Origin of the sequence: Paenibacillus sp. MER TA 81-3 (genome assembly GCF_023713585.1) — a bacterium.
In the GTDB taxonomy this organism is placed as follows: Bacteria; Bacillota; Bacilli; order Paenibacillales; family Paenibacillaceae; genus Paenibacillus_B; species Paenibacillus_B profundus.
The window spans coordinates 221,482-240,752 of record NZ_JAMAWB010000004.1 but is presented as its reverse complement, the minus strand read 5'-3'; the positions used below and the strand labels follow the sequence as shown (position 1 = coordinate 240,752).

The 19,271-nt window shown below is 51.3% G+C and carries 11 protein-coding genes and 1 pseudogene; 3 read left to right on the top strand and 9 right to left on the bottom strand.

Annotated elements, in window-relative coordinates:
• Positions 1 to 2: 2 nt before the first annotated feature.
• The 3 genes from M3650_RS07230 to M3650_RS31850 form a co-directional block, all read right to left on the bottom strand.
• Positions 3 to 953, bottom strand: coding sequence for a sulfate ABC transporter permease subunit (locus M3650_RS07230; RefSeq protein ID WP_251573549.1), 951 nt, complete (start codon positions 951 to 953; stop codon positions 3 to 5).
• On the bottom strand, positions 950 to 1,765 hold the full coding sequence (gene cysT, locus M3650_RS07225; protein WP_019423025.1) for a sulfate ABC transporter permease subunit CysT: 816 nt from the start codon (positions 1,763 to 1,765) through the stop codon (positions 950 to 952). Before cysT ends, M3650_RS07230 begins: the two co-directional genes overlap by 4 nt.
• Before the next feature lie 628 nt (positions 1,766 to 2,393).
• Complete coding sequence (locus tag M3650_RS31850; RefSeq protein ID WP_285848346.1) at positions 2,394 to 2,516, bottom strand: hypothetical protein; 123 nt, start codon at positions 2,514 to 2,516, stop codon at positions 2,394 to 2,396.
• Positions 2,517 to 2,769: 253 nt separating this feature from the next.
• On the opposite strand from M3650_RS31850, the pseudogene M3650_RS07220 reads away from it, so the two are divergent.
• Together M3650_RS07220 and M3650_RS07215 are read left to right on the top strand one after the other, a co-directional pair.
• Positions 2,770 to 3,703: pseudogene (locus M3650_RS07220) on the top strand (IS1595 family transposase).
• A 41-nt stretch (positions 3,704 to 3,744) separates the two neighbouring features.
• The gene (locus M3650_RS07215) at positions 3,745 to 4,251 is read left to right on the top strand and encodes a DUF4825 domain-containing protein (RefSeq protein ID WP_285848345.1); all 507 of its coding nucleotides are present in this window, start codon (positions 3,745 to 3,747) and stop codon (positions 4,249 to 4,251) included.
• Between the two features lie 216 nt (positions 4,252 to 4,467).
• On the opposite strand, the gene M3650_RS07210 is transcribed toward M3650_RS07215, so the two are convergent.
• From M3650_RS07210 to M3650_RS07190, 5 genes are all read right to left on the bottom strand, one after another.
• Positions 4,468 to 13,029: a glycoside hydrolase family 94 protein gene (locus M3650_RS07210; RefSeq protein WP_251573548.1), complete on the bottom strand. Its 8,562-nt coding sequence runs from the start codon at positions 13,027 to 13,029 to the stop codon at positions 4,468 to 4,470.
• 127 nt (positions 13,030 to 13,156) lie between these two features.
• Positions 13,157 to 13,789 (bottom strand): hypothetical protein, encoded by a 633-nt coding sequence (locus M3650_RS07205; protein ID WP_251573547.1) that lies wholly within the window; start codon positions 13,787 to 13,789, stop codon positions 13,157 to 13,159.
• Between the two features lie 419 nt (positions 13,790 to 14,208).
• Positions 14,209 to 14,811: a TetR/AcrR family transcriptional regulator gene (locus M3650_RS07200; RefSeq protein WP_251573546.1), complete on the bottom strand. Its 603-nt coding sequence runs from the start codon at positions 14,809 to 14,811 to the stop codon at positions 14,209 to 14,211.
• Between the two features lie 14 nt (positions 14,812 to 14,825).
• Positions 14,826 to 15,458 carry a YigZ family protein gene (locus tag M3650_RS07195; protein ID WP_251573545.1) on the bottom strand — a complete coding sequence of 211 codons (633 nt, stop codon included), beginning with the start codon at positions 15,456 to 15,458 and terminating at the stop codon, positions 14,826 to 14,828.
• Positions 15,459 to 15,560: 102 nt separating this feature from the next.
• The gene (locus M3650_RS07190; RefSeq protein ID WP_251573544.1) at positions 15,561 to 16,916 is read right to left on the bottom strand and encodes a glucose-6-phosphate isomerase; all 1,356 of its coding nucleotides are present in this window, start codon (positions 16,914 to 16,916) and stop codon (positions 15,561 to 15,563) included.
• A gap of 276 nt (positions 16,917 to 17,192) precedes the next feature.
• Between M3650_RS07190 and M3650_RS07185 the strand changes: the two genes are divergently transcribed.
• Positions 17,193 to 18,086, top strand: coding sequence for an NAD(P)-dependent oxidoreductase (locus tag M3650_RS07185; RefSeq protein WP_251573543.1), 894 nt, complete (start codon positions 17,193 to 17,195; stop codon positions 18,084 to 18,086).
• 195 nt (positions 18,087 to 18,281) lie between these two features.
• On the opposite strand, the gene rarD is transcribed toward M3650_RS07185, so the two are convergent.
• Positions 18,282 to 19,217, bottom strand: a complete 936-nt coding sequence (rarD, locus tag M3650_RS07180; RefSeq protein WP_251573542.1) for an EamA family transporter RarD — start codon at positions 19,215 to 19,217, stop codon at positions 18,282 to 18,284.
• Between the last annotated feature and the right edge of the window lie 54 nt (positions 19,218 to 19,271).

Here is a 19,271-nt window from a genome sequence, read left to right as displayed (position 1 = left end):
CGTTAATGCACCCCTTTTTGCCCATTGTGCGCTTTATGCGCTTTATGCGCTTTGTGCTCTTTATGTTTCTTTGCCCATTCCATCACTAAGAGCAGCATGACCGAGATAAGAGCCAGGACGAGCGCAACGCTGCTCGCGGCCGCAATATTGAAATTTTCCACATCTTGATAGACCAAGGTCGTTGCTGTCTGCGTCTTGTTCATAATATTGCCCGACACAACCAGGACCGCCCCGAATTCACCGAGTGAACGGGCAATGGTCAGCACGACGCCGTAGAGAACGCCCCATCTGATAGACGGCCATGTAACGCGCCAGAACGTCGTCCAATCATAGGAACCGAGCATAGACGCCGCTTCTTCCTGCTGTGTTCCGATCTCCTGAAGAACGGGAACCACTTCTCTGACCATCAGGGGAAACGTGACGAACAGCGTTGCCAGCACCATTCCCGGAAATGCGTATACGATGTCGATGCCGGCCCACGCAAACATGGCGCCCATAATCGTATTAGGACCTAGCAGAAGCACAATCATAAACCCGCCAATAATCGGGGACACGGCAAATGGAAGATCGATTAAGCTGTTCAATACATGACGGAGCTTGGTTCCGAGCCACTCTCCTCTGACGAGGACAAGTGCGGTAAGAATGCCGAAAATTGTATTAATGGCAGTCACAATTACCACGACCGCGCCCGTCATCGCCATGGCATGAATGGCAGCGGGACGAGTCAACGCACTAATGAACGAGTGAAGTCCGTGTTCGAACGCGCCTGCAATCATTTGCAGTAAAGGAGCGAGCAGCAAAGCAAAAAAGACTAGGTAAGTAAGGACAATGAGGATGATGGATTGCTTCTGGCGAGCTCCCGTCACAGAACCAGGCGGCGTGCGCGAACCTCGTGCGGACGCATATCTGGATGCATCTTTATAAGAAGAAATAGTGGAGAATGGATCAGTCATAGTTGAGACCTCCGTGCCTGCAGGACGCTGACGAACCACAATACAACAAATGACATTGATAAGAGGATGACAGACACAACGGCGGCGCCTTGCGGGTTATCGCTTTCGATCTCCCCGAAAATATATACCGATGCAATCAGCGTCTTGCCCGGTATATTTCCCGCCACAAGCACGACCGCCCCGAATTCCGCCATGGCGCGCGAGAAAGCCAGCATCGCTCCGCTTATGATGCCCGGACGCATTTGCGGCAGCAGCACCTGCATAAAAGTACGTACGCGAGACGCTCCCAACGTATAGGAGGCTTCTTCCTCGGCCCGATCGGCCTCTTCGAGAAGCGGCTGCACGGCGCGGATGACAAAAGGAAATGTGACGAAGACCATAGCGGCGACGATAGCCGGTTCCGCGAATACGATCCGGATTCCGAGCATTTCAGCCAGACCTCCGGTAATACTACCCGGACCAAGCAGCAGCAGAATCATTAAGCCGCCAACCGCCGTAGGCAGGGCAAAGGGCAAATCAACCAAGCTATTCAGCCATGCCCGCCCGAAGAAGCGGTAACGGTGCAGCACCCAAGCCGACATCGTGCCAAGAGCAACATTGATGGCTGTTGCGATGAGCGCTAGGCGAAAGGTTAAGGCCACTGACTGCCAAGCGAGCGGTTCCGCCAAGCTTTCTGTGAAATGAGCCCACCCTCCGGCAAAGGATTGAACGTAAATTCCGCCGATGGGCAGCACAATGAGCAAAAACACGTATAAAAGCAGCGTGGTGCGAAAGCCCCACAAGGCTCCTTTATGTCGCAGCACTACGTTCACCCGTTCTACCTCCATTGATATCAAAATATTATTTTAATAATTCCTACATGTTTACTTGGTATTTTGTTTTCGTTATTTTACCAAAAATTAGAACCCGCCGTCAATACCATCGGAGAATTATATTTGCTGTCCTTGTGTGCAGACATACCATTTGTGCTGACATACTATTTATCGTATAAAAGTTGAATCTACCTTGATTTCCGCGGTCTAAGCAGGTTTTATTGGAGATATATAGTAAAACACCCGGATTGGGCGGTCCAATGCAGGATGAGATAAGGGGGCTGGCTAGCCTTCGCCCTTAAACGAACCTTATGCAACTTATTCGAAATGCTTATGATAGGTGAATACCTACTCGTTGTTTTTTTGCAAGGGAGCACCCCGCTTATGGATAGGCCACAGCGGCACAGGCTTCCACGCTATTCACACCATTCAGACCATTCACACCTTTAACCTATTTACGTTATTCGCGTTATAGTTATTCACGTTAGACAAGCCATTCCGCATTATTCGTATCGCCCCCTCTTCCAGCACCTGCCTCGCCATATTAGTAAACATCTATTGAAACCTTTCGAAGATAGCGGCTACGCTTAGAGTCAGACTTTATGTTTTATCGCTAACGTGCCATCTATCAAAGGTACGACTCTGCAGCATTAACGAACTGCTCCTTTCGTGTAATGGTGGAGACAGATTGACGATGATTCTCTCCAACCACCCCTTTGCTCCACTCTCCCCTTCCTTCAGATGGCGGCATGCCCCAATGATTACTCTGGCTAACTGTCATTATATCGGCCGCTTCATGTCACAGTTTACGGAACAGCATGTGCCTTATCCTCACTGTTCTCCTTCCTGACCGCAGGGGAGATTGGACATATGGACCATTGCACGGATGCCCTACAGCATTTATTAAAAAAAAGGCTCTGTTAAAGGTAAATGTTGATATTTAATGCTTGTCCGAAATCCTGTTATAATCAGGATGAGAACAAGTATTCGGGGAGGTTATCAAGGTGAGCAGAGCGTTTAGCAACTTGTTAAAGTATATCGACAAATTACCACGTACCAAAAAAAGAACAAGTATATCAATGGGTTAAACGCTATGTTGAACCTTCTTCCTCTGCTAATGGTCGGCAACGGTATCGCTGTAAATGTTGTTGCAAAACTTTTACTGACACAACCAACACTGTTTTGTATCGCACACGAAAAGGTAACGAATGGATTACATTTGTAGAATGTATGTTCAAAGGATATTCTCTGCGAAAATCGGCTGAAATCGTAGGGGTTACTTGGGTTACGCTTTTTAATTGGAGACATTAACTGCTAAAATCTCTGAAACAAATGGATTTTGAGCGGTTTGAAGGTATCGTTGAAATTGACGAGACCTATTTTCTATACTCCCAAAAGGGACAACGAGGCATTACTGAACGCAAAACTCGAAAGCGTGGGGGAAAGTCTAAACATAGGGGAATAAGCCACGAACAAGTTTGTGTTCTCGTTGCCAGAGACCGAACAAAAGCAACCGTCTCCAAAGTTGCTTGTATGGGGCGTATTGTGAAAACAAAAGTCGATACATTAATTGGTTCTAAATTATCTAATGAAAACGTGCTTGTAACCGATGCTTGGAGAGCCTATAAAACCTATGCAAAAGAAAAAGGTTTAGAACATTACCGAATTAAATCAGACGGTGGCAAACACGTTATTAAGGGTTTGTATCACGTACAAAATGTCAATGGTCTCCATTCCCGTCTAAAACAGTGGATAGACCGCTTTAAAGGCGTGGCTACAAAGTATCTTGATAATTACCTTGCTTGGTTTTTATTTGTCGATAGTCGTAGTAACGAAAGCACTAAACAACATATTAAGAAAATTCTATTAACTTCATTTGTATTTGAAATGACAGATACTTATGATAGTTTGCGTCTCTCTAAATTCTCCGTAATTTAAGGATTTTGTTGAATATGATAAAATTAGATAAAAAATATTAGATGAAAGGAGAGGAAATAGTGAAGCGGTTTACCATTTATTTCATTTCATTGTTATCGCTAATTATATTATTGAGTGGATGTAGTCTAAATGCTGATTCAAAAACAGATTTGTTTCAATATAAGAATTCATATGTGGGTGACAACAGTGCTGTTGGGAATATCGTAAAAGAATTGACACATAACAAAGAGTTGAATCAAATTTCACTTGAGACCAAGAAAGAACCATACGGAATTACTTTGGAATACAAAGATATTGATGCGAAAAAAGTAGATAAAGAAATGAAAGAAACTGTTATAACAAACTCTACATTTCTTTTTGCTTTAATCAAAAATGTAGATTGGATTACATTCAAATTTCCAGACCAAGAATTCACAGTAACAAAAGAGAAATTACAAGATTGGTACAACAATAAATTGGATGGGTTTGAAAATGAACAAGACTTAAAGAAGCTGATACAGGAACACCTGAAGTCTGAGGAATCAGTTAATCAGTTTCTTCACCAGTAAAAAATAAGAGTGCTTTGGATAAAAGCACTCTTATTTTTAGACTTTATCGAACTTTATAGCTTCACAGAACTAAATCATTCTTTAGAAACAAAAAAGCCGTCCCGAAGGATGGCTAAAAGAAACAAACAGGGCGGGAGGCCGCTTCTATCGCTTGGCGACTTAACGAATCCATGTCATTGCACGGAAACCTCCCCTGTTCATTTCGCAGTTACACAGCTACAACGTCAATTCGACCTCATGCACACCCCGTTCATCCCGCAGCGGAATGAACGGGCCTTCTTCCCCAAAATATTGCTCCAAATTGAGCTCATTCCCATCGATAGCCAGCTTGGTCAGACCCTCAGCAGGACGGGACGGACTGCACTTGCCAGCTGGATTGTTAACCTGAATCTGATATTCCGCATCGCCATGGCGGTAACGGACGGAGAACGCCGGCCAGTTTTTCGGAATGCATGGGCTAATAACCAGCTTGTCCCCGCGGCGGCGAATACCAAGGATCCATTCCAGCCCGGCTTGGTACATCCAACCCGCTGCGCCTGTGTACCAGGTCCATCCGGCATGCCCTTTATGGGGCTCTGCCGAATAAATATCGGCCGCCATGACGTAGGGCTCCCCGTAGTAGCGATTGATCTCGGCCGGAGTCATCGTATGGGTAATCGGGTTCAGCATATGGAACAGCTCGAATGCCTTATCCCCGTTGCCAAGCATGGACCAAGCGACAATGCTCCATATGACCCCATGCGTATACTGCCCCCCGTTCTCCCGGATGCCAGGCGGATAGCCTTGTATGTATCCGGGGCTCGGTTCCGTCTTGTTGAACGGCGGTGTTAGGATATAGGCCATCTCCAGATTACGGTCCACAAGCTCACGGTCGAACGAATTCATGGCCCGCGCGGCCTTGTCTGCTTCCGCGAGTCCGGAAATAACCGACCAGGACTGTGCGATGGAGTCGATCCGGCATTCCGCTTGGTGCACGGAACCAAGCCATTGCCCCGCATCGGTGAAGGCTCTGCGGTACCATTGTCCGTCCCAGCCGTGCTCATTGAGCGCAATTTTTAGCTTGCCGACGACTTCAAGGTACCGTGCCGCTCGCTCCGTGTCTCCACGCCGCTCGCATACTCCGGCGAAACGAGTCAGCACATCTCCCATGAACCAGCCGAGCCAGACGCTCTCGCCGCGGCCTTCCGCTCCGATGAGGCTCATGCCGTCATTCCAGTCGCCGATGCCCATGAGAGGCAGGCCATGTTCGCCGAACCGCTCCAGACTGTGGTCAAGCACGCGCAAGCAGTGCTCATAGACCGTTCCTGTTTCGCCGGATAGGACCGTCTCCTCGTATCGTTCATGCTCCCCTTCGCGCAGTAGCTCACTCTGCAAATAAGGAGCGATTTCCTCCAACAGACTGTCATCCCCCGTATGCTCCAAATACCGGCTCGCGGCATAAGGCAGCCAGAGCAGATCATCGGAGAAACGGGTGCGAATGCCCCGATGCGTTTCTTCGTGCCACCAGTGTTGGACATCCCCTTCCTTGTACTGGTGGGAAGCATGAATGATAATCTGGGCTCGGGTCAAATCAGGACGGCAGTGCAGCATGGAAAGGGAGTCCTGCAGCTGATCCCGGAAGCCATATGCGCCCCCGGCCTGATAGAAGGCCGATCGAGCCCACATTCTGCAGGACAGCGATTGATATAGGAGCCAATTGTTGAGCAGCATATCCATCTCTTTGCTCGGCGTGGACACTGCCACTGTTCCCAGCACCCCGCTCCAAAATTGCCGTATCTCTTCATAGGCTTGCTCACAAGCAGCGGGTTCGCGGTATTTGCGCAGCCACTTTTCGGCCGCCTGTACGGAATCGTCGCAGCCTAACAACATATAAATCGTCCGCTCCCCGCCAGGTTCGACGGCAAAACGGGTCTGCACGGCACCGCAGCTATCGCTCACCGGACCGGCCGCACCCGACAATCGGTCCCGATCGAGCGCTGCTGGTTGCTCCGCCGTCCGGTTCCGTCCGATGAATTCCTGCCTGTCCACCGTCCAGGACGTCTCTCGTATGGAGGCATCGGCTGCCACAGACGGTTCATCCTGTGCGGATGCTGCGGGATACACCGCAAGGAAGGCCGTCGCATCGCGGAATGTATCCTGGTACGTATTGCGTGCAATCAAGGCCTGCACCGATCCGTTCCACTCGCTCACGATATGCGAGGCGTTGTTATGACGATTCACGCCCAGCACCCACTCTGCATAGTACGTGACGGACAGATCCCGCTGTTCGTCTGACGGGTTGCGCAAGTGCAGCTTCATAATTTTGATCGGATCGTCTACAGGCACGAACACGGTCAGCTCCTGATGGAGGCCGCCGCTGTCATGAGCATAGCGTGAATACCCCATGCCGTGAGCGACACCGAATGGAACTCCCCCTTCCATCCCAACATCTCTGTTGGGAGAGCCGACGAGCCAATATTCGCCGCTCTGCTCATCTTTGAGATAGCACGCCTCACCCCGAGGATCCAGCGCAGGATCGTTAGACCAGGGGGTCAGCTTGCATTCCCGGCTGTTGCGCCACCATGTATAGCCCGTGTTCAGCTCGGATACAAGGCATCCGAAGCGTGGATTGGCCATGACGTTAATCCACGGTGCTGGCAGGAAGCGGTCATCCTTGAGCACCATTCGATATTCGCTGCCATCTGGAGAGAAGCCGCCCCATCCGTTGAAGAAGAGGAGCGACTTGGGATCTAGACGCTCGATGCCCTTAGTCACTATGGATGAAGGGGAAGCAGCTTGCGTGTTCACTGCTTTAAGGCGCTGCTGCTTCGTTTCCCCCGAATTCGCGTTCAATTGTCTTGCTGGCTTGCGATTCGCCTCTGCCTGTATTTCATCCTCTCGTACTAACGTCCTGTTCTTTTCCCGCCATCCATCCGCTATGTTTATGCCAGTCAAGCTTTCATTCTCCTGAAGCGCATCCGACTGGTGTGCTTCCGGTTCATATGCTTCCGGAGCGTGTGCTACTGGATCATACACTTCCGCCACCTTCAGCTGCGCCTTCAGGCTCGGCCCATCCGCTCGCAGAACGACGCGGGCCGTAGCGAACAGCAGAGCGCGATCCTCATCCGGCAATCCAGCCGACGCTACGAGATATGCGCTTCCGTGATCGGTGCGGTAACGGTTCAAGCTGTGCTCGATGCTGCGCTGCAGGCTCTCCTGCACATTTTGCTGGTATCCTTCGAACGCTTCGTTCAGCACGACCACATCAAGAAACAGCCCTTTGCGGAGCAAATATTCGTGGCCTGACAACAGCTTATGGATAAACGGCAAATGAATCGCATCAGTGATCGTGACAAGCACGATGGGCCGATCTCCTGAGACGCCATATGCCCATAAGCCGGATTGGGCCTTCGTGTTGGCCGCGATGCTCGTCTCCTGCTCTACATTCAATGGCGCGGAATATAACGTACGGCTCGCAAGCACATGATACACGGCTGCATCGGCTGGGCTCATCTGCATATTATGCAGTTCAATTTGGGCATGGGTCCAGGCATGCTCAAATACCCGCTCCGCCTCTGCCTTCCGCGATAAAGTCCGCGCAATCGCAATCGCCTCCTCACGCGACTCAGCCACCCCGGTGACGGCGTACAGCTCAATGCGTTCACCAGCTTGCAGCGTAATTCTTCTCCGCATGATGAACGCAGGATCAGCCACCGATCCGACCGCCCCGCCTAAGCGGGAACGCAATCCCTTCGGTGCGGCAAGCGTATGTCCCCTGCCGATGAAGCGAGCCCGGTCCGTCTCCACTTCCGGCGTGTCGGATGCCTCTCCATCCGTAAAGATGTGGAACGCCCACAACGCCTGCTCGCCTTCGCTCCGCGGCCGCTTGCGCGCAAGCAAGCAACGGGCTTCCGCATCATACTCCGTCTCGATGAACAACTTCGTGAACGCGGGATGGGCCGCATCTGCATCCGGTCGTGCTAGCGCCAACTCCAAGAAGGTGGTCACTTCAAAGGTGCGGGTGTCTGCGCCAGCATGGTACAGCGTCAGCTTACGCACCTCCGCATCGGCATCGGGAGATACCGCGATTTCCAATGTGGTCTTCATCTCCCCGTCCGTTCGCTTGAACAGCGCCTTCTCCAACGAGAAATGCGCATCAGCAGTAGATGACGGTACGCGGCAAGGCTGAAAAGTCGGCGACCAGCACTCGTCCCGCTGCACGTCCCGAATGTACATATAGCTGCCCCAATCATCCTTCACCGGGTCTTCCCGCCATCTGGATACGGCCAGCCCTTGAGACCGCAGCTGTCCGCTGCCGCTGTTCGTGACCACGGTCGTGAACGAACCGTTGGACAGTATCACTGCTTCCGGCACTGGCGTAGCGGCAGACGGATAGATGCGGACTGGTGAGGCCTGTGGCTTCTCCGACTGCGCAATGCGCTGGCGGGGCACAGCCTCGAGGCGCACCTGCGCCGGCTTGGCCGGAATCCGCTCCTGCAGCAGCAATTCGGCCGCTTGAATGCGTTTATCCCGATGGAAACGCTCGATCATATTATGGTCATGCAGCATATTCGCGATGGTCAGCAGGCTCATTCCCTGATGATGGGCCATGAAGCTGCGAATGATCTCGGCCTTGCTGCCGTCCGGCATTCGTTCCGGCGTGCAGTCGATCGCCTCGTAGAAACCGTATTTGCCCCGGGCCCCCATCTTCTCCATCCAGCGCAAATTGTCCATGCCCTGAGCAACCGCATATGGAAGCGCCATGACTGCCGCATACGGCGCCAGCACCAAATCCCGCTCCAGCCCCCGCTTGAAGCCGAGGCCGGGAACACCGAATGCCCGGTACTGATAGTTCTTCTGGTAGTCGAAGGCATAATATCCCGATTCCGAAATGCCGAACGGAACACCGCGTTCCATCGCATACGCCATCTGCTGACGAACTGCGCCCCGATACGTGCTGTCCCATATTGTTTTTGGATAGGTGCGCATTAAGAGCCACGGCATTAAATATTCGAACATCGTTCCCGACCAGGAGACGAGCGTCGTGTGTCCGCCTTGACTGCGAGTGGCCCGCCCGAGTGCCATCCAGTGGGACACAGAGATTTGCCCCAACGCGATCGCGACAAAGCTTGTCTGTCGCGCTTCCGACGCGAGGAGGTCATACAACACCGCGTCACGCTCTCCGCTGGCGGCATGATAGCCTAGCACGAACAGCTTTGCCTTATGATCGTAAAGCGGTCGGAAATCGGTCCCAGTAATGAGCGCCTCCAAGCGTTCTAACAGCTCCCGGCCGCGTTCCAGTATTTGATCCGGCCCGTCGGATGCCCCCTGCTTGAGCTTTTCCAGTTCCGCCGCAAATTCAAAATGAAGATCATCCCTGCCATATGGATCGATTCGCTTGCGCTCAGAATGTGATTTCCCCGAAAATTCCTTCAGCAGCCATTCCGCCACCCCTTGCTTGACAGCGATGAGGCTGGCCACAAAGTTGCCGGAATCGACCGTGGACACATACACAGGAATGAGCGGCTTGAGAGTAAGCGTGTCGTACCAGTTGAACAAGTGCCCGTTCCACTTCTCCATCTGCTCTACGGTATGGATGGTTCGTTCCAGACGCTCCAGAAGCTCGGCCGAGTTAATAAATCCGAAGTCCCGCGCGGTCAATGACGCAGTCAGCAGGAATCCGATATTGGTCGGAGAAGTACGGTGCGCGACCCCATTGAGCGGATCGAGCTGCACATTATCCGGAGGGAGCCAATGGTCTTCGGCCACCGTATAATCCTCATAGAACGCCCAGATTTGCCGAGCCAGCTCCCGCAGATCACGTTCGTCGTGCACGGACAAGGGTTCGCGCTCCTCCGGTTCCGCTTGGTCCAGCCAGCGGATGACTACCGGGGCCATTGCCCAGAGCAGGCATAGAGCCAAGCCAATACCCGCTATGTATGGATCCGGCTGCAGTATGGAAGCAGCAGCTACGAGCAGCACAAGCACATAACCCGCCGTCATCCCCAGGAGGGGCGGATGTGCATTCTCCCGATTGCTGCGCTCGATGTGCGAAGAACTCGTCCACTCCAGCAAGCGGCGATTGCTGATTGATAACCGGTACAAGGTTCTGGCGATGGCATCAGCCATCAGCACCGCTTGGAAAGGCAAGGCAAGCAAGACAAGCCCCGCATGAGCCGCCGCCATCCCTATTCCCCTTGGATGCCATCCCGTTCTAGGAAGATTCACCAATTGACGCACGATGGGAATGAGCATCGTCACAAGCACAACGGCCAGCCACCTCCAAGGCGTTCCAGGAAGGACGGTGAAACCGAGCAGCAGCGCGAATAAGGCGATCGGCAGCAGGCTGCGCCGCAGGTTATCGATAATTTGCCAGCGCGTAATGAAGGACAAGTCAACGGGCAGCAGTTCGCCGCGGCGGCTCTTCATCTGAGGAAAAAGCCAGCCAAGCAGCTGCCAATCACCACGTACCCAACGGTGAAGCCGCTTCTGATAAGCGATGAACTTGACGGGATGATCATCGATAAGCTCAACATCCGTCAGCAAGCCCGCCCGTAAAAATCCGCCTTCGAGCAGATCATGGCTCAGCACCCGGTTTTCGGGAATGCGTTCACACAATGTTTCCGCAAATGCATCCACGTCAAAAATGCCCTTCCCGGTAAAAATCCCTTCGCCTAAAGCATCCTGATACGGATCCGAGGCAGCGAACGAATACGGATCCACGCCTGGTGCGGACCATAAACCGGCAAGCCTCGATTGCAAAGCCGATTCCAGATGGATTCCGATCCGAGGTTGAAGCACTCCATATCCTTCAACGACCCGGGAGCGCTTCTCATTCAGACGGGGTCTGTTATAAGGCAAATGCAGGGCTCCAATCATGCGATGGGCGCTTTCCAACGGAAGCTGAGTATCCGCATCCAGCGTGATAATGTAGCGGATGCGCGGCAGCACCGCGGTATTTCCGTATGTATAGTAATAGCTTGTCTCGTTGCTGCCCTTCAGCAGCTCGACGAATTCCACAAGCTTGCCGCGCTTCCGTTCCCAGCCCATGTACACTTCTTCGCCAGGATTCCACCGTCTGCTGCGCTGATAGAGATGAAACGTCGTTTCATTCGAGCTTGAATATCGCTTGCAGAGCATTTCCATCTTCCCTTTGGCATAAGCGGCCAATCTGTCATCCTCGGGAAGCCGTTCCAGACGGGAGTCCGCAAAATCCCCCAAGATCGCATAATGGATATGGGGACTCCGATTCGCCAAGTAATGGATTTCAAGGCGGTCCACCATCTCGTCCACTTCTTCATGGGAAGACCAGATGACTGGTATAACGACCATCGTCGCGGCTTCAGCCGGCACTCCGGCAGAGAAATCGTAGCGCAGCAGCGTATTCGGACGAATGGCGCATTCGATAATAAAGTGAAGACTTGTCACCGCCCATTCGCTGGCCGGGAGCGCCAAGGCCAACACAACGATAAGCCAGCCCCATGGAGTGATTCCCTGCCCCCCGCCAATGATGAACGCCAAGGCAATCCAGAATGCCGCAAACAGACAAGCGAGCAGCGTCATATAGGATGTCTTGCCACGGTTCAAGAGCCGGTTGCCAGGCAGCGGCCGGGGCTTGCTGCATTTCTTCAAGGAGCGTTGGAGCTCTCTCACTCCATGGGGCTCGAATAGGTAATAGGCCAAAAACGAACGCCGTGGCATAAGATCGACAGTCGATACAGACGATACGCTCGACGTTTCCGTTGGACTCGCCTGTTCTGCTGATATTGATTCCACCGCCATTCCCACTTGCATGGCAGGAGCTTGCTCCGCAAGCACAAGCGCTTCCCGTGCAATCAGATTCTCCTGTACCCCGAGCCGCCGGGCCAATACTTCCACCCGGTGGCGGATCGTTCCTCGGCTGCCCGCATCCAGCTTCGGATACGTATCTGTCCGGTCTTGACGAAGGGTTTGCTCCACCAAGCTGATGTGGGCGAATGCGTCCTCCCACGACAAGCGCTCGTTCTTCCGCAGGCCGCTGATGAGATGACCTGCCTTCCGTTGATAAGATGCCTGCAGCTGCTGCTCATACGTAACAATTTGGTCCAGATCCCGACCCCCGTTTTCGAACTGGCAGATCAACCATTCCCGTACGGAAGCGGCATGGTCGGCCCACTCACGCAGATGGGATATTAAATGGACTGCCCATGCCCCGGATAGAGGGAAGGACTGCCCCTCCTCCTCCAGCTTGGCGCCGAGCGATTCGGTATTCCACGCACCAGGTTCGAACTGTCCGAGCAGCCGTTCGACGTCCATGCAGATTGCTCTTCTATCTTGCACCTGAAGCATGACATCCGTGAGCTGATGAATGAGCGCAAGGCGCAGGAAAAGAGGGATTGACCACGCTTCCGCAACGGTCAGAACCGACACTTCCTGATAGGCATTCACAAACTCAACGAGAGACGTTTCATCCAGCACGCCATCAACGAGCGCGATATATTCACCGCAAATCGATTGAATGCGATATTGGCGCTCCTTGCGCAAATAAGGCAAATTGTCTAGCAGCGCCCCGGTGAAGTGCTGCTGCACACCTTTTACTTGATCTCCGATAAATTCAATATTATCAAGCAGCCAATCCTCTGCAGGCTGGGTGCAGCTTGCTGGATGAAGCTGCAGATGGTTAGCAAACGCTCGCAACGATTCCAAATCTGCTTCTATTAGCTTCAACAGACTTGTGCGAGAGCGGTCGCTTCGTTTTGGTGCATGCTGTAACGCCAGCTCGCGTGCTTTGTGGCGAAGTTCATCACGATTATCAACCATTAGGGCCTCCGAAAATCAATTTAATTAAGATTCCACGTTTTCATATGATTTCCGAAAGGCAATGATTTTATGGGATTGTATGAAAATAGATATTAAAAAACCCGAAGATATGAAACATCCTCAGGTTTTATCGCTTCGCGATGACAAAGGATACGACCCGCCCCTGTGTGGGCTCGATGCCGATGTCGTAAGTCGCGTTGCTGCGTTTATTTCTAAATACAACATGCGAAATATCATGTCGCAATGCACGTTCGCTAGAGAGCAACTCCAATTCTCCCGCCGAGGCGTGCAGCTGCTGCACCACATAATGACGGGCTTCTGATTCCAAGCGCTTCATTTCCGTTCTCGCTGGCGGCGACTTCATCGTATTGCGCGATACACCGAGTTCGTAAAAGTCACCTGTTTTCAAATCCAATTCACCGTAAAAACGTTCGATTCCCCCTGCTGATGCCGTTTGTTTCGGCAAGCCGACAAACATGACATGACCGGGGCATGCCTTGCGTTTCCCGGAGCCTCCCATGCGTCTGGTGAAGCCATACGTCATGTTCCACTGTCCGATATCGATCGAGAGATCGAAATACCGCTTCAATCCATTAACGGCTAATTGCTGCATCCTGCTTTTGTCGATCGCTTTCTCCTTACCGTACGCTTTGACTGTTTCGCTTACTTGATGGTACGTATCTGTCACCGCTTGTCCGCATCCCGTCAGCACAAGGCATATGATTACGGTTCCCGCGAGCAGCACCGCTGTTTTGCTCATCCGTTTTTCTCCCCTTGTCCCTTATCTTGCCTATATAAGACGCGCGACGCCCCGCTTTCCCCTTCCTTGAGCATTAAGCCCGCCCGGATAGCGAGACAGGACACACATACACGTCCCCTTATAATCATAAAAGATGTGAACGAAAGAGTCATGCGATTCGGATTACATTCAGCTTACAATATTGCAACGTACTCTCACGTACGAAAGGAGGAGTAGGCTGCGGAGTCGGGAACGCTCAACCCCCGCCGACCGGAATTTGAAGCGCCTGTCCCACATATTCAATCATAAAAAAGCCTCCTCACGTTCATTCAGCCCCATCCTTACCAATGACGGCTGTGGCTGGGCTGCTGCCACTATATGTGCAGCCGCATGAAAACGTGAGGAGACTTTATGTGGTTCGTAGTAATCACACCATCGTATTATGCCGATTGCGCCGATTCCAATGCTCTCCGGCATAGAAATCGAACATGGGCCAATGCAGCCGGTTTGACCTCTTCAAAGGTGACTTGATCTTGAATATAAAAGGAGATGAATCCGTGCATAGCAAGAAATAAACTGAGCGGAATATTATGGCGCTCTTGATCGGAATGCATATTGCTTGTCAGGGACTGTCTTACGATGGTTGAAAACATCTCTAAACAGCGACCCTGTTCCGTCCGGGCATAGGCAAGCAATTCCTCATCCCGCGTCATGAACATAATCTCATAGTGATGAGGGTGTTCCAGACCAAATCGGACAAACTCCATCATCACTTGCTCCATCTTGGACAAGCCATCGGAAGGAGCTTGGTTGACAACACGTTCGAACAGCCGTCCCAGGCGCATGAAATCCTCTTGGACGAGAGCGTAAAACAGCTCGGCTTTATCTTTAAAATGATAATAAAGCGAACCATGACTATAACCTAATTGTTGGCCGATACTTCGCATGGAGATGGCTCGGTACCCTTTCGTAACGAACAGATGGCGCGCCACTTCCAAGATTCGCTCCCGCGATAACTCTTGATCCACTGCTTTTCTTGCCATAGCGGTTGTTCTCCTTATTCCCCTTCAATGTAATATAGCGGGTCTCCCTTCCGAATTACAGCCTGACCTTGCGTCAGATCCGTCATCCATGCGATAAACCGCTCGCACTCGGATACGACGGGCAAACACGTCAGTGTCACCTTATCGGTAAATTGCGTTTCTCCCATCCGCGTTTCTTTATTTCGCAACTCATTTTCCAATTTGCCGAGCCATGTATAATCGATTTTGACAAATACTTCTTGATGCAATACGTTCTCTATCGCTTCAGCGGCTTCAATCGCTGCTACGGCACCGTCTGAGTAGGCACGTATCAGGCCGCCGGCCCCGAGCAGAATGCCTCCGAAGTAGCGCGTGACGACGATAGCCGTATCTTTCAGGCCTTGGTTCTTCATCACTTCCAAGATCGGTTTCCCTGCGGTTCCGCTTGGTTCGCCGTCATCCGACGCCTTCTGGATTTCATCGCGCTCCCCAATAATGTATGCGGAGCAGTTATGAGTTGCATTCCAATGCTTCTTCTTCATATCTTCAATAAATGTAATCGCTTCCTGTTCGGTAGTTACCGGTTTTCCGTAACCAATGAAACGCGACTTCTTAATGACTATTTCCTTGCTGCCTAATTGGCGCACGGTCTTGTAACGTTCTAACAAGAGACTCACCTTCTTATTGCCAAGAAAGCAGTTCCCCATAACGGTGAACTGCTTTCATCGGCTTGTCGCTTATCTTAGCTGTGTTGACTGGCGCCGACCCGATTAACGGGACAGTCTCGCTTCCAATGCCGCCTTCTCTGCTTCATAGCCTGGTTTGCCAAGCAAGGCGAACATATTTTTCTTGTAAGCTTCAACACCTGGTTGGTCAAATGGATTAACACCGAGCAAATATCCGCTGATTCCGCACGCTTTTTCAAAGAAGTATACCAAATAACCGAACGAATACGGTGTCATATCCGGAATTGTTACAATCAAGTTCGGAACGTTGCCATCTGTATGAGCGAGCATCGTGCCTTCAAATGCCTTCTTGTTGACAAAGTCCATCGTCTTGCCCGCCAAGAAGTTCAGTCCATCCAAGTCGTCCGCATCTTCATTAATCGTCACGTGATGAGCAACCTTATCCACTTGAATGATGGTTTCGAACAAGTTGCGCGTTCCTTCTTGAATGAATTGTCCCATGGAGTGAAGATCCGTCGAGAAATCGACTGCCGCCGGAAAAATTCCTTTGTTGTCTTTCCCTTCGCTCTCACCGTAAAGCTGCTTCCACCATTCGGACACATAGTGCAGGGCAGGCTCGTAGTTCACGAGAATTTCCGTAGTCTTGCCCTTGCGGTACAACGCGTTGCGCACAGCCGCATACTGGTAGCTCAAGTTTTCCGACACATCCGGATTGTTGAACTCTACAGTTGCATCCTGCGCGCCTTGCATCATTTCGTCAATGTTAATGCCTGCAGCCGCAATTGGCAATAGGCCTACAGCAGTAAGTACGGAGTACCGTCCGCCAACGTCGTCCGGAATAACGAACGTCTCGTAGCCTTCTTCTGTTGCCAGCTTCTTGAGCGCGCCTTTCTCCCGGTCCGTCGTTGCATAGATGCGGTTCTTCGCTTCTTCTTTGCCGTATTTCTTCTCCAGCAATTCACGGAAGATACGGAATGCAATCGCTGGTTCTGTCGTCGTGCCTGACTTGGAGATGACGTTGACTGAGAAATCTTTGCCATCAATCAGCTCAAGCAGATGCGTAATATAAGTCGAGCTGATGTTGTTGCCAGCGAAATAAATTTCTGGCGTCTTACGCTTATCCTTCGGCAGCATGTTATAGAAGGAATGTCCAAGCATCTCAATCGCAGCGCGCGCGCCCAAGTATGACCCGCCGATACCGATGACAATCAGTACATCGGAATTGGACTGAATGCGCTCGGAAGCCGCTTTAATGCGTGCGAACTCCTCTTTGTCATACGCGGAAGGCAGATCGATCCAACCTAAGAAGTCGGAACCTGTGCCTGTCTTATTATGTAATTGCTCATGCGCCAAGCGAATGGGCTCTTTAAAATAATCAATTTCATGCTGACTAACGAACGTCAACGCCTTGCTGTAATCAAAGTGCACTTTTTTTGTCATCGTACACCCTCCTCGAGTATTGGTTGACTTTGCCACTTTAACCCACGAAAATCAAGATATAGTCCTAGAATACTGGATTTTGGACGGAAACACAAGGGAACGCATCTTATTGAAAAGGTTTACACGATAAAACATATTTATAGCATTGCACAAAATCAAGTATGAATGCGCTATCAGGCAAAAAAAATATCGCCGCTTCGATGGGTCCCCGCGCTTCTTCCGAGTATGGTACACTATCATCAGACAATCAGTTTACACTAACGCGAGGTGAACCGTGTGAATAACGTAGCAGTATTGGGATTGGGAACGATGGGAGCGCCGATGGCCGCGAATTTGATTCGAACAGGATTTGCCGTGACGGTGTATAACCGTACGCCAGAGAAGGCGAAGCCGTTGCAAGCTCTAGGCGCTGCGGCGGCCTCCACGCCGCAAGAAGCGGCCGGGCATGCCGATGTCGTCATCACGATGGTAAGCGATGACCGCTCGATAGATGCAATCTATTATGGCACAGATGGCCTGATGACAAACATTCGAGAAGGCCAGATTATTATCGATTGCAGCACGATTTCTCCTGTGCTCGTGAAGCGCTTGGCTGCTGACTGCCAACAGCGCGGCGCGCAGTTCCTCGATGCGCCGGTTACCGGTAGCAAGCCGGCTGCTGTTGACGGAACGCTCGTCTTCATGGTCGGCGGAGACGCGGAAGCGCTTCAAGCCGCCATGCCTGTCTTAGAAGCGATGGGACGCAAAATCGTCCATATGGGGCCTACAGGCAGCGGCTCGATTACGAAGCTCGCCCACAATACGATCGTAGGCATCAACAATGCCGCGCTAGCCGAGGGTTTCTCTATCGTCGCCAAAGCTGGAGTTAACCCGAGCGCCTTCTTGGACGTCGTCAAGAACGGCAGCGCCGGAAGCAAAGCAGCCGAGCTGAAGGGCGAGAAGATCATCGCAGGCGACTTCGACAATCAATTCTCACTGCAATTGATGCTCAAGGATTTGAAGCTCGCATCCGTTTTGACGGAGGACATGCAATCCCCTTCTCCGATGCTCGATGCCGCCAAGAATTTGTTCCAAATGGGACAAACCGCTGGCTTCGGCGAGGAAGACCTGTGCTCTGTCGTGAAAATGTACGAGCAATGGATTGGACATGCCATCGGGCAAAACAAGTAAGCTGCTTATCGGGCAATAGGTCCATGATGAAAGGGAGTGCGCGGGGGGAATCCGCCACTCCCTTGTTTTATGTCACAGAAAGCTGCAACATTCATCTCTTCCACAGCATGCCTCTCTTTAATCAGTCCTTTTGCCCACTCTCCCATTCCTTCAGAAGAAGCCGTCACGCGCTCATTCCTGTGGTATGGTTTCCTTTTACATCTTCTGGATATCAAGCTTGCTTTTCAATCTTCTTCTTAGCAAAATTTCCCTTGAACGGGAAAATGAAAAAATAAGAAGAGCGAGCCAAATCAGCATAAACGCCAGCAATTGCGGTGTGCTAAAGGGCTCATGAAACAAAAACAACCCCAAAAGCAGCATGATCGTCGGCGCGATATATTGAAGAAAGCCTAGCAGTGTGAAGGAAATTCGTTTGGCCCCAGCGGCAAATAACAGCAAAGGGATGGCTGTCACAACGCCTGCCCCCATCAGCAGCAAGATAATCGATACATCCCTTTCCCATAACGAGACGGAGCTGTGGTCGAAAAAGAACAGAAAAATAAGGGCAAATGGCGTCATGATGAGTGTTTCAATCGTCAGTCCCGTCCACGCTCCAATGGAGACCTTCTTTTTAATCAAGCCATAAAATCCGAAGGTGGAAGCCAAGGTTAACGCGGCCCAAGGGAAGGTTCCGTAATACAAGGTCAAACACAACACACCGCCCGCCGCGATGGCAACGGATACCCACTCAGCCTTGTTTAAGCGTTCCTTCAAGAAGAATGTGGCAAGGAAGACATTTAGCAGAGGATTAATGTAATACCCAAGGCTCGCTTCAACCACTTGATTACTCTCTACTGCAAAAATAAAAACCAGCCAATTGATGCTGATCAAAACCGAGGCCAAAATCATGCTCATGGCCTGTTTTTTATGGGTAAACACGTATTTCATTTCTGTGGCTACCATCTTCAGTTTTCCTAGAAGCAAAAGAATAAGGAGCATAAACACCAATGACCAAATGATTCGGTGAGCCAACACCTCTCCGGCAGGCACGGATCCAACCGATTTCCAATAAATGGGCAGAACACCCCATAAAAGATAGGACAACCCCGTTGCCAGCACCCCCATGGAATTCTGGCTTTGCTTTATTTTCATTACTATCCCTCGCTCTACCCTAGATGTTCATCTAAAAAATCTCCTTCTACTATA